Source organism: Aminobacter sp. HY435, from assembly GCF_027568395.1.
Classification (GTDB): Bacteria; Pseudomonadota; Alphaproteobacteria; order Rhizobiales; family Rhizobiaceae; genus Aminobacter.
The window spans coordinates 114,080-128,393 of record NZ_JANKZL010000011.1; the positions used below are offsets into that span (position 1 = coordinate 114,080).

Here is a 14,314-nt window from a genome sequence, read left to right on the forward strand (position 1 = left end):
CTCGTGGGATTGATGATCTAGTTTGTATACATGCAATTTTTCGCCCTCGCGGAAGGGCTGCCAATCCGCAAGATCGTTGGTCAATTGACACGGCAAGGGGACAGGGCATGACTGACAGCAAACGCATTTTCGCAAAGACAGGCATCACCCGGCGCTCGGCGCTCAAGGGTCTTGCGGCCGGCTCGGGCCTGATGGCGGCGCCCGGCTTCGTGCGTTATTCGCAGGCCCAGTCGTCGGCGCCGATCAAGATCGGGTTCCAGGCGCACCGCACCGGCATCGGTGCCGCCTATGGTCGCTGGTACGAGAAGACCACAGCCGCCGCGGTCAAGCTGATCAACGACGCCGGTGGCATCAACGGCCGGCCGGTCGAGATCATCGTCGAGGATGACGGCACCGACCCCAAACGCGGCGCCGAAGTGGTCGCCAAGTTCGCCTCCCAGCATAAGACCGACATCGTCTTCGGCACGCTGTTTTCGCATGTCGTCGTCGGCTCGGCGCCGACCGCCGGCGAGCTCAAGATCCCCTATTACGTGGTCAGCGAAGGCTATCACGTCGCCTCGGGCAAGCTGAACCGCTGGGTGTTCCAGCCCGGCATCACCGACGTGCGCGCGCAGGTCACCTCCGTCGCCCCGTGGATTGCCGGCAACCTCGGCAAGAAGGTGACGATGATCTATCCGGACTACGCCTTCGGCTACGATCACCGCGACTACTTCGCGCCCGCCATCAAGGCGCAGGGCGGCGAGGTCGTGGCGCAGATCCCGATCCCGCCGACGGAGAGCTCGTTTACCAAATACCTGCCGCAGATCCCTGCCGACACCGAGGTGCTGTACCACGTCATGGTCGGGCCGGGCGTGCTGACCTTCGTCAAGGAACTCGGCGAGTTCTACGGCTCGAACAAACCGCAGCTGTTCGGCTTCATCGACTCGCTCGAGGCCGTCGACATCAACAGCCCGGGCCTCGAATTCCTCGACGGCAGCCATTTCTGGGAGGGGTCGCCGCGCTACGCCCAGGCCAATGACAGCGAGGCGCAGAAGGCCTACCGAACGGCTGTCGGCATCGACGACAACGGTGCGTCGACGACCGACTCCAAGGACGTGTCGACCGCGGCCCACATGTTCGGCTGCTGGGAAACGCTCTACGTCATCAAGAAGGCGATGGAGGATTCGGGCTACAAGGGACCGGAGGACCGCGCCAAGCTGGTCGAGGCGACCGAGGCGCTGGCCGAATTCAAGGAAGGCCCCGAGCATCCGCAGGGCGACAAGAAGTTCAATGGCAAGATCCACCAGGTCTTCGGCCACCAGAACATCTCCAAGGTCGAAGGCGGCAAGCTCAACGTCGTGCACCGCACCTCGATCGAGGACGGCCTGTACGAGCCCGAGGCGGACTACACGACGCAGCCGCTGTGAGCGTGCGGCACCCCACCCTCCCCCTTGTGGGGAGGGTCGGCGCGGAGCGCCGGGGTGGGGGTCGCCAAACCTGGAACTGAGCCTTTTTACCCCCACCCGACCGCTTCGCGGTCACCCTCCCCACAAGGGGGAGGGTAAGGATGCCGCACCTGAATGGCCTTCTTCCCGCATCTCCTGCTCGCCACCCTCGAAGGCCTGGTCACCTCGTCGGTACTGGCGCTGACGGCGCTTGGCCTGTCGCTGGTGTTTGGCGTCATGCGCATCGTCAATGTCGCCCATGGCGAGTTTTTCATGCTCGGTGCGGTGCTCGCCTGGGCGATCACTTCGGCGGTCTCCGGCAATCCGGCAATCGGCTTTGCACTCGCGCTGGTGCTGTCGCCGCTGATCGTCGGCGCCATCGCCTGGACCGCCGAGCGACTGGTGCTGCGCCGCATCGAATATGATCCGGAAGCGACGATCGTCGCCACCATCGGCCTGCTCTACATCATCCAGCAGCTGGCGCTGACCTTCTACGGACCGGAGGCGCGGCCTGTGACGCCGCCGTTCAACGTCCGCATCCAGCTGCCGTGGTTCGGCTATTCCGGCTACAAGCTCGCTGTGATAGCGGCGTCCGCCCTGTTGCTGCTCGCGACGTGGTTCGTGCTGACGCGGACGCGCATCGGCCTCGTCATGCGCGCCACGCAATATGACCGCGAGACAGCCCTTGCCTTCGGCATTCCGGTCGGCCGCGTCTATGGCGCGGTCTTCGCGCTCGGCGCCATGCTGGCGGCAGTCGCCGCCGTGCTGATCGTGCCGATCCAGCAGGCGCATTACCTTATGGGGCTCGACCCGCTGCTTTTGTCGTTCATCGTCGTCATCATCGGCGGGCTCGGCTCGCTGCGTGGCACCGTCATCGCCGCTCTGCTGATCGGCGTTTCCGACGGCATCATCTCGGTGTTCTTCTCGCCGACGCTGGCCAAGATCATCGCCACGCTCGTCGTCGCCATGGTGCTGGTGTTCCGCCCGCAGGGCCTGTTCGGGACGGCGACGAAATGAGCGGAGACGGGGAAACGGCAAAGGTCTACACGTTGCATGCGGCGGTCGTTGCCCTGCTGGTCGCGCTCAATTTCATCCTGCCGGAGTACCACCACGGCGTGCTGGCGCGCGTGCTGGTGCTGGCCGTGTTCGCCATGGGCTACAATCTCCTGTTCGGCTATGTCGGCCTGCTCAGCCTCGGCCACGCGATGTTCTTTTCCGCCGGGCTCTACGGCGCCGGCCTGCCGCTCTACCACCTCGGCTGGGGCGTGCCGGCGGCCTTCGCCGGTGGCATCGGTGCGGGCATCCTCGTGTCGCTGGTCATCGGGCTGCTGGCGCTGCGCACATCGGGCGTCGCCTTCATGATCGTGACCATGATGTTCGCCCAGGTCTTTTACCTCACCACGCTCTATTTCGGCGAATGGACGCGCGGCGACGAAGGGCTCGTGCTGCAGCAGCAGTCGCGGCAGGTCGCTCTCGGCGCCGGGACGCTGGACCTGACCAACCCGACGACCCGCTATCTAATGGCGGTGGCGCTGTTCGCCGCCGCCCTGTTCGCCACGCTGGCCATCGTCCGCTCACGCCACGGCCGCGTGCTGGTCGCGATCCGCGAAAACGAAGAGCGGACCAGGATGCTCGGCTATGACACCTTCGCCAACAAGCTGGCGGCGGTGGTGACGTCGGGCATAATCTGCGCCGCCGCGGGTGCGGCCTACGCGCTGTTGTTCGGCTATATCGGCTCGACCTTCGCCTCGGTGCAATATTCGATCCTGCCGCTGCTGTGGGTGCTGCTCGGCGGGGCCGCCACCACGCTCGGGCCGCTGGTGGGCACGGTGTTCATGTATTACGTCATCGACATCACCAGCAGCTACACCTCCGCCTACATGCTCGTCGTGGGCCTCGTGCTGATCCTGCTGGTGATCTGGTTCCGCAAGGGCGTTCTCGGCACCGTGCGCGAGCGTTGGGTCAGGTGGCTGCCATGACGGCGCTGCTGACGACCAAGGGCCTGTCGCGTCATTTTGGCGGCCTGCGCGCCGTCGATGGCGTCGATCTCGCGCTCGATGCCGGCGAGATCCGGGCCGTCATAGGCCCCAATGGCGCCGGCAAGACGACCTTCGTCAGCCTCATCTGCGGCCGCTACCCGCCGAGCTCGGGACGCATCGTCTTCGACGGCGAGGACATCACCGACATGCCGGCGCATCTGAGAGTCCGGCGCGGCATCGCCTACACCTTCCAGATCACCAGCGTCTTTGCCAAACTCAGCGTCTACGACAACGTCGCCCTGCCGGTACAGCGCACCCTGACTGATGGCCGGTCGCGCGGCGCAGTGCATCACGGCGCCATGGACGCGCTGCAGCGCGTCGGCCTGGCCAGCCGGGCACATGAACAGGCCGGCGCGCTGGCCTACGGCCACCAGCGCCTGCTCGAGGTGGCGATGGGGCTGGCGCTGAAGCCGCGGCTTCTGATCCTCGACGAACCGACGCAAGGCCTGTCTGATGGCGAGATCGAGAATTTCATCGCCCTGGTCCGGGAGATCGCCTCTGATGCGACCGTGCTCCTGATCGAGCACAACATGCAGGTCGTCATGGAACTCGCCCACCGCATCACCGTCCTCAACGCGGGCAAGGTGCTCGCCGAAGGCACGCCGGCCGAAATCCGCGCCGACGCGGCGGTGCAGGCCGCTTATCTCGGCACCGCGACGGAAGCCGGCACATGAGCGCCGCGCTGACGCTGTCGGGGCTCGACTGCTTCTACGGCGAAGTCCAGGTGCTGCACGGGCTCGGCCTCGAATTGCGCAAGGGCGAAGTGCTGTGCCTGCTCGGACGCAACGGCGCCGGCAAGACGACGACGCTGAAGGCGATCATGGGACTGGTGCCGGCACGTGCCGGCTCGATCCGGCTCGGCGGGCGGGAACTGACGGCCCTGCCGGCGCATGAGGTGCCAAAGGCGGGAGTCGCCTATGTGCCGCAGGGCCGCAGGCTGTTTGCCGAGCTGACAGTGGCCGAGAACATCGAGATCGGACTGATGGCGCGCGGCAAGGGCAGTGCGGTGCGTGAGGCCGTGCTCGACCTGTTTCCGCTGCTGCGCGACCGGATGAAGCAGCGGTCCGGTACGCTGTCGGGCGGCGAGCAGCAGATGCTTGCGATGGCGCGCGCGCTTTGCCTCGAACCCGACGTGCTGCTGCTCGACGAACCAACCGAAGGCCTGATGCCATCGATGATCGCCAGAATCCGCGAGACGGTGGCGAAGCTGCGCGAGCGCGGCGTTTCGACCATTCTGGTCGAGCAGCGCGTCGATGCCGTTCTCTCGGTCGCCGATCGCGTCGCCTTCATCGAAAATGGCCGCAACCGCGAGACTGTGGACGTGGCGAAGTTGCGCGAAGATCTCGGCATGATCCGTCGCTATGTCGGCGTGGGGTAGGCCCCCTCACCCTGCCTCCGCTCCGCTCGGCAGACCTCTCCCCGCTGGGGAGAGGAGGCTTGAGACAGCGCCGTCTACCTCTTCTCCCCAACGGGGAGAAGGTGGCCGCGCAGCGGCCGGATGAGGGGACCCCTCACCCGAAGAACAGGAAGCCGGCGACCAGGAACGTCGGGATCAGCACCGCGCCCGACCACAGCATGTAGCCGAAGAAGCCCGGCATGTTGACGCCGCGCTCCCTGGCGATGGCGTAGACCATGAAATTCGGCGCGTTGCCGATATAGGTGTTGGCGCCCATGAACACCGCGCCGGCCGAAATCGCCACCAGCGTGCTTGCCAGCTGTGTCATCAGCACCTTGGGGTCGCCGCCCGCCAGTTCGAAGAACACCAGATAGGTCGGCGCATTGTCGAGGAACGACGACAGCGCCCCGGTGAGCCAGAAATAGGCCAGGTCGTTGGGCGCGCCGTCGGGGCCGCTGACCAGGGCGACGAGCGGCGCAAAGGCGCCATCGGGACCGGCACGCAGGATGGCGATGACCGGAACGATGCAGATGAAGATGCCGGCGAACAGTTTCGCTACCTCGAGGATCGGTCCCCAGGCAAAACCGTTGGCGGCGCGATATTCCTGGCGCGTGACGACGAGCGAAACCAGCGCCAGCACCAGGATGATGCCGTCGCGAACGAGATTCTGCAGTTCGACCGCAACACCCTGGATGGTGAAGGCGACACCGGGTTTCCATGCCGCCGAAAGCAGAATGGCTGCAATGACGCCAGCCAGCAGCGGCAGGTTGGCAAGGCCGCGGATACGGACTTTCGAGTGCGGCGTCGGATCCTTTATCTTGGGCTCGCCCGCCTCGCGGCCGTGAAAGTACCAGTCGACCGCGACGAACGCCGCCAGCACCATGCCGCCGACGAAGAGGGTTTCGCGCCACAGATTGCCGGTCGTCCAGAAGAAATCGACGCCGCGCAGGAAGCCGACGAACAGCGGCGGATCGCCCAGCGGGGTTAGCGATCCCCCGATGTTGGACACCAGGAAGATGAAGAACACGATCACATGGGCGTTGAAGCGCCGGTTGTCGTTGGCGCGGATCACCGGCCGGATCATGATCATCGATGCGCCCGTCGTGCCGACCACCGAAGCGAGCAGCGCGCCGATCAAAAGCAGGCCGGCATTGACCAGCGGCGTGCCCGAAATGTTGCCGGCCACGAGGATGCCGCCGGAAATGGTGAACAGGCCGAGCAGCAGGATGATGAAGGACATGTATTCGAGCAGCAGCGTGTGCAGCACGGCCTCGGCCGAGACATGCGGCCCGAAGGCGAGCGCCATCGGCACGATGACCAGCGCCGCCCAGCCGGCCGAAATCTTGCCGTAGTGATGCTCCCAGACATGCGGAAACAACAGTGGGCCGGTGGCGATGGAGAGCAGCAGACCGGCGAAGGGCAGCGCCCACCACAACGACATGAGCGCGCCCGGCAGTCCGCTTTCGGCGGCGAGCGCCGGATTCATCGAAACAAGCAGCCCTGAAAGCGCCAAGGGCGGTGCCGCGAAATGCAGAAGTTTCATTCAGTCCCCAGACCGGCCGAACGCCGGCTTGCCCAATTCCAATGCGCCAAGGCAAACGCCTAGAGCAGCTTGACGCCCGCGTCGCGCATCGCCCCCATCATCGCGTCAAGCGAGCCGTTGAGATCGATGGCACGGCATCCGTCGAGCCTGACCGACGTCGCGAAGCCCTGCTTCACCGCATCGAGCGCCGAATAGGCGACGCAGAAATCCGTGGCAAGTCCAACCAGCATGATCTCGCCGATTCCGCGTTCGCGCAGATAGCCGGCAAGTCCGGTCGGCGTCAGGCGGTCGTTCTCGAAGAAGGCCGAGTAGCTGTCGATGCCCGAGCGAAAGCCCTTGCGGATGACCAGTTCGGCCTTGCTCCACGCTAGCCCGGTGTGGAAGTCGGCGCCCCTCGACCCCTGGATGCAGTGGTCCGGCCAGAGCGCCTGTGTGCCGTAGGGCATGTCGATGGCCTCGAACGGCTGCTTGCCGTGGTGGGTCGATGCAAAGCTCGAATGCCCCGCCGGGTGCCAATCCTGGGTCAGGATGACATGTTCGGTGTTGCGGATGAGATCGTTGACCAGTGGAACGACTTCGTCGCCGCCTGCGACGGCCAGCGCGCCTCCGGGGCAGAAATCGTTCTGCAGGTCGATGACGATAAGCGCGTCCGCGGCCATGGAGCCTCCTTGAGGTCTGGGTCTTAAGGCCGCCGAAACTGGGTCAGATGCGCGGCGAGGTCAACCTGCAACTTCGACTACCTTCAACAACGGCAAGTTCAGGATCAGCAAAGCCGGCTTTGACAAAAGGTTGTGGAGGTCTATCATTTGCATGCGAACGATTTGACCGGCAGGCCGCCGGGAGGCATTGCGTGACTCGCTACGCGAGACCCAAGACGCTCGACGAAGCACTGTCCCTTCTCGGCGAAGGGCACTGGCGGGTGGTGGCTGGCGCCACCGACTTCTATCCCTCGCTCGGCAATCGCCCGCTCACAGAGGACATCCTCGACATCAACGGACTGACCGGGCTGCGCGGCATCGCCAGAACCGGCGGCCATTTCGTCATCGGCGCAAGGACGAGCTGGACCGAGATCCAGCACGCCGACCTGCCGCCGGCCTTCGACGCGCTGAAGCAGGCGGCGCGCGAGGTCGGCGCAATCCAGATCCAGAATGTCGCTTCGATAGCCGGCAACATCTGCAACGCGTCGCCCGCTGCGGATGGCGTGCCGCCGCTTCTGGCGCTCGATGCCGAGGTGGAACTCAGCGCCCGCAGCGGTGTGCGCGTTTTGCCTTTGCGGGAGTTTGTCCTGGGCAACCGCAAGACGGCGCTGCGCCGCGACGAACTTTTGACCGCGATCCTCATCCCGGAGCGCGCGGCACGTGGAAACTCCGCCTTCATCAAACTTGGCGCGCGGCGCTACCTGGTGATCTCCATCGCCATGGCGGCGACGCGGATCGTGGTCGACGCCGACGGCCGCATGGCGGAAGCATCCGTGGCCGTTGGGTCTTGCTCGGCCGTGGCACGGCGTTTGGCGGGCCTCGAACAGGCCCTCACGGGCCAGCATACGGCGGCAATCGCTGCCTTGGTGGCGGCGTCGGCGCTGGACGAGCTGTCGCCGATCGATGATGTCCGCGGCACGGCAGCTTACCGCTTGCAGGCAGTGCGCGAGATCGTGGTCAGGGCGCTGCAGACGGCGGCGGGCGATCCGCAAAGGCGGGCAGCCGCATGAAAACCGAGCGCGCGCCAATCAGCTTCAACGTGAATGGCGCGCCGGTGGCGCTGTCCATCGCGCCGATGCGCCGGCTGTCTTCGGTTCTGCGCGACGACCTCGGCCTGACTGGCACCAAGGTCGGCTGCGACGCCGGCGACTGCGGCGCCTGCACGGTGTTGCTCGAAGGCGATCCAGTCTGCGCTTGCCTGGTGCCCGCCTCGGCTCTGGAAGGTTGCGCCGTGCGCACGGTCGAAGGGCTCGGCAATGGCTCGCTGAGCGCCTTGCAGGCCTCGTTCCTGGCCCACGGCGCCGCTCAATGCGGCATCTGCACGCCGGGCATGCTGATGGCCGCGACAGCGCTGCTCGAATGCAACCCGCGGCCGAACGAGGCCGCAGTCCAGGATGCGATCGGCGGCGTGCTCTGCCGCTGCACGGGCTATCACAAGATCATCGAGGCGGTGATGGAGGCGCACCGGTATCTCGAAGGCGAGCCGCCCTCGCGTTTCGATTTCCGCCTGCCGGCTTCCGGCAATGCCGTCGGCGCCTCGCCTGTCAGGCTCGATGGCCTGCCGAAGGTGACGGGTGCGGAAAAATTCGGTGCGGATTCCTTTCCGAAAGAATCCCTGTCCGTGCTGGTGGTCCGCTCGCCGCATCATCGCGCCGCGTTTTCCTTCGGCGACCTCAAGGCCTATGCCGCCAACACTCCGGGCGTGGCAGCGGTTTTCACCGCGGACGACATCCCGGGCGTGAACCGCTTCGGCGTCATTCCTCCCTTCGCCGACCAGCCGGCGCTTGCTGAACACGAGACACGGTTTCGCGGCGAAGCGGTGGCGCTGGTGGCCTGCGAGGGCTGGGCTGCGACGCAACTGGACCTCGCGGATTTCCCGGTCGCCTGGCAGCCGCTGTCGGCGGCGCTTGAGCCGGAAGCAGCCCAGGCGGAACAAGCAGCCTTGCTGCATGCCGGCCGGCCCGGCAACATTCTGGTCCGCGGCTTTGTCGAGCGTGGCGAGCCGGACCGCGCGCTGGAACAGGCGGCATGCGTTGTCACCGGCCATTGCGACACGGCCTATGTCGAGCACGCCTACGTCGAACCGGAAGCCGGCTATGCATTTGTGGAACACGGCATACTGACCATCGTCGCCTGTACCCAGGCTCCGCATATGGATCTCGAGGATACTGCCGCGATCCTGGGACTAGCGCCCGACAAGGTGCGCATCGTGCCGGCGGCGACTGGCGGTGGCTTCGGCTCGAAGATCGACATCTCGCTGCAGCCGCTGATCGGCCTTGTGGCACTGAAGACGGGCCGACCGGCCGCGCTCGCCTACACGCGGGCGGAATCGATGATGTCGACGACCAAGCGTCACCCGGCAGCAATGACCGCCTCCATCGCCGCCGATGCCGACGGCCGGGTTGTCGCGATGGTGTTCGACGGCGCGTTCAACACCGGCGCCTATGCCAGCTTCGGTCCGACCGTCGCCAATCGCGTGCCGGTGCATGCCTCGGGCCCGTATCTCACGCCGAACTATCGCGCCACGGCCCGCGCCATCCACACAAACGGGCCGGTCTCGGGCGCGTTTCGCGGCTTCGGCGTGCCCCAGGCGACGCTCATGCAAGAGACGTTGTTCGATGAGTTGGCCGAGCGGCTAGGCATCGACAGGCTGCAACTGCGCTTGCGCAACGCGCTTCGTAACGGCAACGAAACGGTGACAGGACAGCGACTTGAGGCCGGTGTGGGCATCGGCGCTTGCCTCGAGGCGCTGTCGCCGCCCTGGGCGCGCGCCTTGGCCGACGCCGAGGCGCACAACGCGCGGGCGTCCGGGGTCAGGCGTGGCGTCGGTATCGCCTCATGCTGGTATGGCTGCGGCAACACCTCGCTGCCAAATCCTTCGACGATAAAGCTCGGCCTGTCTCGCCAAGGCAAGGTCGTGCTGCATCAGGGCGCCGTCGACATCGGCCAGGGCTCGAACACCGTGATCGCCCAAATCGCGGCGGATGCGCTTGGCCTGCCGCTGGGCGATATCGTCTTGCGCTCCGCCGACACCGCGATAACGCCCGATGCCGGCAAGACCTCCGCCTCGCGCCAGACCTACGTTTCAGGCAAGGCGGCGGAGAAGGCGGCCCGGACGCTGCGCGACAACATCCTGCGCTTCGCCAATGCCTCGCCGGCCGCGCAATTCCATCTGGAAAGCAGCGTGCTGACGGTGTGGGAGGGCGAGGTGCGCCGCCATATCGAGCTCGACCGCATGGCCGAGGACGGCGACGGCCTCGTCTTCAGCGCCGAGGAAAGCTACGACCCGCCGACCGCACCTCTCGACGCCAAGGGCCAGGGCACGCCCTATGCCGTTTATGGCTACGGCGCGCAGATTGCCGAACTGGAGGTGGATCTGAAGCTCGGCACGGTCAGGCTGCTCAAGATCACCGCCGCCCACGATGTCGGCAAGGCGATCAATCCGCTGCTGGCTGCCGGCCAGATCGAGGGCGGCATCGCCCAGGGCATCGGCATGGCGCTGATGGAAGAATATATCCCCGGCCGAACCGAGAACCTGCACGACTACCTGATCCCGACGGCGGGCGACGTGCCGCCGATCGAAACCATCCTCGTGGAGGTTCCGGACCCGGAAGGACCCTTTGGCGCCAAGGGTTTGGGCGAACATGTGCTGATACCGACCGCGCCGGCGATCCTCAATGCCATCCGTCACGCGACCGGCGTTTCGGTGCGCAAGGTTCCGGCGACGCCGTCGCGCATCCTGGCGGCGCTGGCCGAGGCAGGCCCGGCATGAGCGAGTTGTCCGAACGCTTCGAAACGCACGCGCCCGGCGACAAGCTGGCCGGCGACAAGCTGCGCTGCGATGCCTGCCCCGTGATGTGCTACATCGCCGAAGGCCGCACCGGCGCCTGCGACCGCTACGGCAATTTCGGCGGCAGGATCGTGCGATGCGATCCCGTGCGCCTGCTCGACTACGCCGTCGAGAGCGGCGCAGCCGTGGTGCCCTTCGGCGGCGACGGATGGGACGGCGAACTGGTCAACACCACCAGGCGCTTCGTCACCGCCATCGGCGCCGGCACCACCTATCCCGACTACAAGCCGGCCCCCTTTATCGTCAGCCAGGAGGTCGAGGGCGTCGACCTGGTGACGGTGGTCACCGAGGGCATCTTCTCCTATTGCGGCGTCAAGGTGAAGATCGACACCGACCGCCATCTCGGCGCGGAAACGGCCATCGTGCGGTCGCAGGGCGAGGCGGTCGGCCATGTGACGACGGGCGAATATGGCTCGCAGATGCTGTCGCTCGGCGGCGTGCACCACCTGACCGGCGGGTCCAAGTCGGAGGGACGGGTGACCTGCGACACCTTGCTCGAACTCTGCAACAAGAAGGCGGTCGAGCTCGAGATCGAGGGCGGCGCCAAGGTTGTCGTGCAGGCGGGCCAGCCGCCTGTCATCGACGGGACAGTCGAGAACCGCATGCGCGTCGGCTGCGGCTCCGCGACCATTGGCATGTTTGCCTCGCAATGGCGTGGTCTGGTCGACGAGGTCGTCGTCGTCGACGACCACATCACCGGCGTGGTTTCCGAACATCAGGCCGGCAAGGTGCTCGGCTGGGAAGAAACCGGGATCAGGATCATCGGGCGCCGTTCGACGCCGGGCCGCTATTTCAAGGTATCGGAGCCGGGTCTCGGCTGGGGCGGCACGACAATATCCGACCCGCTCGCCATCCTGGGCGAATGGAACCCCAAGAAGGGTGCACGGCCGGGCCTGTCGCTGTTGATGGTCTCGACGACGGGAGAACAGTTTGCCTATTACGAGCTCGACGAGGCGCTGGCGCCGGTGGCGAAGCCGTTTCCCGAACGCCTGGGGAAGTCCGTCAAGCTGATCGAGGAAAATTGTGAGCCGGCTTTGTGCACGGTGCTCTTCGTTGGCGGCGCCGGCGGTTCGCTGCGCGCCGGCGTCACCGAGAACCCGGTCAACCTGACCAGATCGGTGCAGGGGCTGAAGACCTACGTCACCGTCGGCGGCGCGCCGGTCTACGTCTGGCCGGGCGGCGGCATCACCTTGATGGTAGACGTGCTGAACGTGCCCGATGGCGCTTTCGGCTATGTGCCGACGCCTGCGCTGGTTGCACCGATCGAGTTTACGCTGCGCAAGGACGACTATCTGGCGCTGGGCGGCTTCGCGGCCGAGATACGCAGTGTCGACGACGTCGTGGCCCGTGGCGGCGAATATTTCAACGAGCGGAGCGCCGGCGCGGCACCGGCGCGCAATCCCTGGCCGCCCCTGGCGCAGTTGCGGCGATCGCAAGGCGCCCGGCCATGAACGGGCCGGAGGTCAACTGGCTGCCGGACGGACGGCGCCTGCATCTCAATCACGGTCCGATCGACCTGATCGTCCGGGCGTATGGACAGGCCGATGAGGTCGCGGCGGCGTATCGCCAGGCCGCGTCAAGATTTGAGACCGTGCTGCCGGAACTGGTCGCGGAGCTTGGCGAATTGCGCCGGCCTTCGCGCCCTTCGCCACGCCGGTTTGCCGGGACGACGGCGCAGCGGATGGAGAACGCCGTCGCCCCGCTCGCCGAGGTGTTCATCACGCCCATGGCCGCCGTCGCCGGTTCGGTCGCCGACGAGGTGATGGCTGCGATGGTGGCGGGGCGCACGCTCGACCGCGCCTATGTCAACAATGGCGGCGACATCGCGCTGCACGTCGCGCCCGGCCAGCGGATCAGCGTGGCGATCGCCGGCACGGGGCACGGGCTCGCAGATCGCCTGACGATCGCTGCCAGCGACCCTGTGCGCGGCATCGCCACCAGCGGCTGGCGCGGCCGCAGCTTTTCGCTCGGCATCGCCGACGCGGTGACGGTGCTGGCGACTACGGGCGCGGCGGCCGACGCCGCGGCGACGCTGATCGCCAATGCGGTCGACCTGCCCGGCCATCGCTCGATCACGCGCCGGCCGGCCCGCGAGCTTGCGCCCGACAGCGATCTTGGCGCGCGGCCTGTCACGACCGGCGTCGGTCCATTGCTGGACCCGGAAATCGATGCGGCGCTTTGCGCTGGAACGCTCGTCGCGGATAAGTTCCGACGGCAAGGGTCGATCCAGTCCGCGGCGCTATTCCTTGGTGGTCGATATCGCATTTGTGGCGCGCTCGAGCTTGACGTTTCCGCCGTTGCGACAAGAGGGGGACTGGTCGATGCCTGAATTTCCGATCCGCAAGATCGCCGTGACAGTCGAAGAGATCTTCCACGATGGCGGTCCGCCGGCGCAGATCCCGCGACGACGAGCGGCAGCGCTCGCGGTGGTGAAGAACCCGTTCGCCGGCCGCTACGTCGAGGACCTGCAAAGCGCGATGGACGATCTCAAGCCGCTCGGGCTGATGCTGTCCGACCGCCTGATCGCGGCCTTGGGTGGCGGTGCCGGGGCGATCGATGGCTACGGCAAGGGGGCGATCGTCGGAACGTCAGGCGAGCTGGAGCATGGCGCGCTGTGGCATGTGCCCGGCGGCTACGCCATGCGCGAGCGTCTCGGCGAGGCCAAGGCCATCGTACCGTCGGCCAAGAAGCTCGGTGGTTTCGGCGCGCGCATGGACGTGCCGATCGGGCATATCAACGCGGCCTATGTGCGCAGCCATTTCGACGCCATGGAGGTCGGCGTGCCGGACGGACCGCGACCTGACGAGATCGTCTTTGCGCTGGTCATGACCTGCGGACCGCGCATCCACAACCGTATGGGCGGACTGAAGGCCGAAGACATAGCGGCCTGGGACGGCCTGCGATGAGCCCGGACGGCTTGGGCGACGGCTATCGCCTGCAGGAGCAGATCGGCTTCATTCTGCGCAAGGCTCACCAGCGCCATGTCGCGATCTTCGCCTCGCACATAAGCGATCTGACGCCGCCGCAGTTTGCCGCGCTGGCCAAGCTGCATGACGTCGGCGAGACGTCGCAAAATCAGCTCGGAAACATGATCGCCATGGACGCGGCGACGGTCAAAGGTGTCATCGACCGACTGGCGGCGCGCGGACTGGTGCGGCTCAGCAAGCATGAGCTCGACAAGCGGCGGCTCCAGGTCAACCTGACCGACGAGGGGCGCCGCGCCATAGAACAGCTTGTGCCGCTGGCAAAGGCGATCAGCGACCAGACCCTGGAGCCGCTGTCGCCAAAGGATGCGGAAACGCTGGTGGCGCTGCTGTCGCGGATAAGCTGAGGCAGCAAGGCAGTTTGTTTTCGACTGCCCTAC

General features: G+C 66.3%; 13 protein-coding genes. 11 read left to right on the forward strand and 2 right to left on the reverse strand.

The features are described from left to right. Positions 1 to 107 precede the first annotated feature (107 nt). From PCJ21_RS17275 to PCJ21_RS17295, 5 genes are all read left to right on the forward strand, one after another. The gene (locus tag PCJ21_RS17275) at positions 108 to 1,406 is read left to right on the forward strand and encodes an ABC transporter substrate-binding protein (protein WP_269932661.1); all 1,299 of its coding nucleotides are present in this window, start codon (positions 108 to 110) and stop codon (positions 1,404 to 1,406) included. Positions 1,407 to 1,559: 153 nt separating this feature from the next. Continuing rightward, positions 1,560 to 2,441 (forward strand): branched-chain amino acid ABC transporter permease, encoded by an 882-nt coding sequence (locus PCJ21_RS17280; RefSeq protein ID WP_269932662.1) that lies wholly within the window; start codon positions 1,560 to 1,562, stop codon positions 2,439 to 2,441. Then, a complete protein-coding gene (locus PCJ21_RS17285) occupies positions 2,438 to 3,403 on the forward strand; it encodes a branched-chain amino acid ABC transporter permease (RefSeq protein WP_269932663.1) in 966 nt (321 codons plus the stop codon). Before PCJ21_RS17280 ends, PCJ21_RS17285 begins: the two co-directional genes overlap by 4 nt. Next, positions 3,400 to 4,137, forward strand: a complete 738-nt coding sequence (locus PCJ21_RS17290; RefSeq protein WP_269932664.1) for an ABC transporter ATP-binding protein — start codon at positions 3,400 to 3,402, stop codon at positions 4,135 to 4,137. Before PCJ21_RS17285 ends, PCJ21_RS17290 begins: the two co-directional genes overlap by 4 nt. Beyond that, positions 4,134 to 4,841, forward strand: a complete 708-nt coding sequence (locus PCJ21_RS17295) for an ABC transporter ATP-binding protein (protein ID WP_269932665.1) — start codon at positions 4,134 to 4,136, stop codon at positions 4,839 to 4,841. The genes PCJ21_RS17290 and PCJ21_RS17295 overlap by 4 nt, the downstream gene beginning before the upstream one ends. Positions 4,842 to 4,974: 133 nt before the next feature. Here PCJ21_RS17295 and PCJ21_RS17300 read toward each other — a convergent pair whose 3' ends face one another. Beyond that, positions 4,975 to 6,345, reverse strand: a complete 1,371-nt coding sequence (locus tag PCJ21_RS17300; protein WP_269932782.1) for a sodium:proton antiporter — start codon at positions 6,343 to 6,345, stop codon at positions 4,975 to 4,977. A gap of 116 nt (positions 6,346 to 6,461) precedes the next feature. Continuing rightward, positions 6,462 to 7,061 carry a bifunctional nicotinamidase/pyrazinamidase gene (gene pncA / locus PCJ21_RS17305; RefSeq protein ID WP_269932666.1) on the reverse strand — a complete coding sequence of 200 codons (600 nt, stop codon included), beginning with the start codon at positions 7,059 to 7,061 and terminating at the stop codon, positions 6,462 to 6,464. A 191-nt stretch (positions 7,062 to 7,252) separates the two neighbouring features. On the opposite strand from pncA, the gene PCJ21_RS17310 reads away from it, so the two are divergent. From PCJ21_RS17310 to PCJ21_RS17335, 6 genes are read left to right on the forward strand one after another with little or no spacing between them, the layout of a single operon-like run. Then, positions 7,253 to 8,110 (forward strand): FAD binding domain-containing protein, encoded by an 858-nt coding sequence (locus PCJ21_RS17310; RefSeq protein ID WP_269932667.1) that lies wholly within the window; start codon positions 7,253 to 7,255, stop codon positions 8,108 to 8,110. Continuing rightward, the gene (locus PCJ21_RS17315) at positions 8,107 to 10,872 is read left to right on the forward strand and encodes a molybdopterin-dependent oxidoreductase (RefSeq protein ID WP_269932668.1); all 2,766 of its coding nucleotides are present in this window, start codon (positions 8,107 to 8,109) and stop codon (positions 10,870 to 10,872) included. Before PCJ21_RS17310 ends, PCJ21_RS17315 begins: the two co-directional genes overlap by 4 nt. Beyond that, entirely contained in the window at positions 10,869 to 12,401 is a 1,533-nt protein-coding gene (locus PCJ21_RS17320; protein WP_269932669.1) for a 6-hydroxynicotinate reductase, read from the forward strand. Before PCJ21_RS17315 ends, PCJ21_RS17320 begins: the two co-directional genes overlap by 4 nt. Beyond that, on the forward strand, positions 12,398 to 13,279 hold the full coding sequence (locus tag PCJ21_RS17325; RefSeq protein WP_269932670.1) for a UPF0280 family protein: 882 nt from the start codon (positions 12,398 to 12,400) through the stop codon (positions 13,277 to 13,279). Before PCJ21_RS17320 ends, PCJ21_RS17325 begins: the two co-directional genes overlap by 4 nt. After that, positions 13,272 to 13,856, forward strand: coding sequence for an amino acid synthesis family protein (locus PCJ21_RS17330; RefSeq protein ID WP_269932671.1), 585 nt, complete (start codon positions 13,272 to 13,274; stop codon positions 13,854 to 13,856). Before PCJ21_RS17325 ends, PCJ21_RS17330 begins: the two co-directional genes overlap by 8 nt. Then, positions 13,853 to 14,281: a MarR family winged helix-turn-helix transcriptional regulator gene (locus tag PCJ21_RS17335; RefSeq protein WP_269932672.1), complete on the forward strand. Its 429-nt coding sequence runs from the start codon at positions 13,853 to 13,855 to the stop codon at positions 14,279 to 14,281. Before PCJ21_RS17330 ends, PCJ21_RS17335 begins: the two co-directional genes overlap by 4 nt. Positions 14,282 to 14,314: the final 33 nt, after the last annotated feature.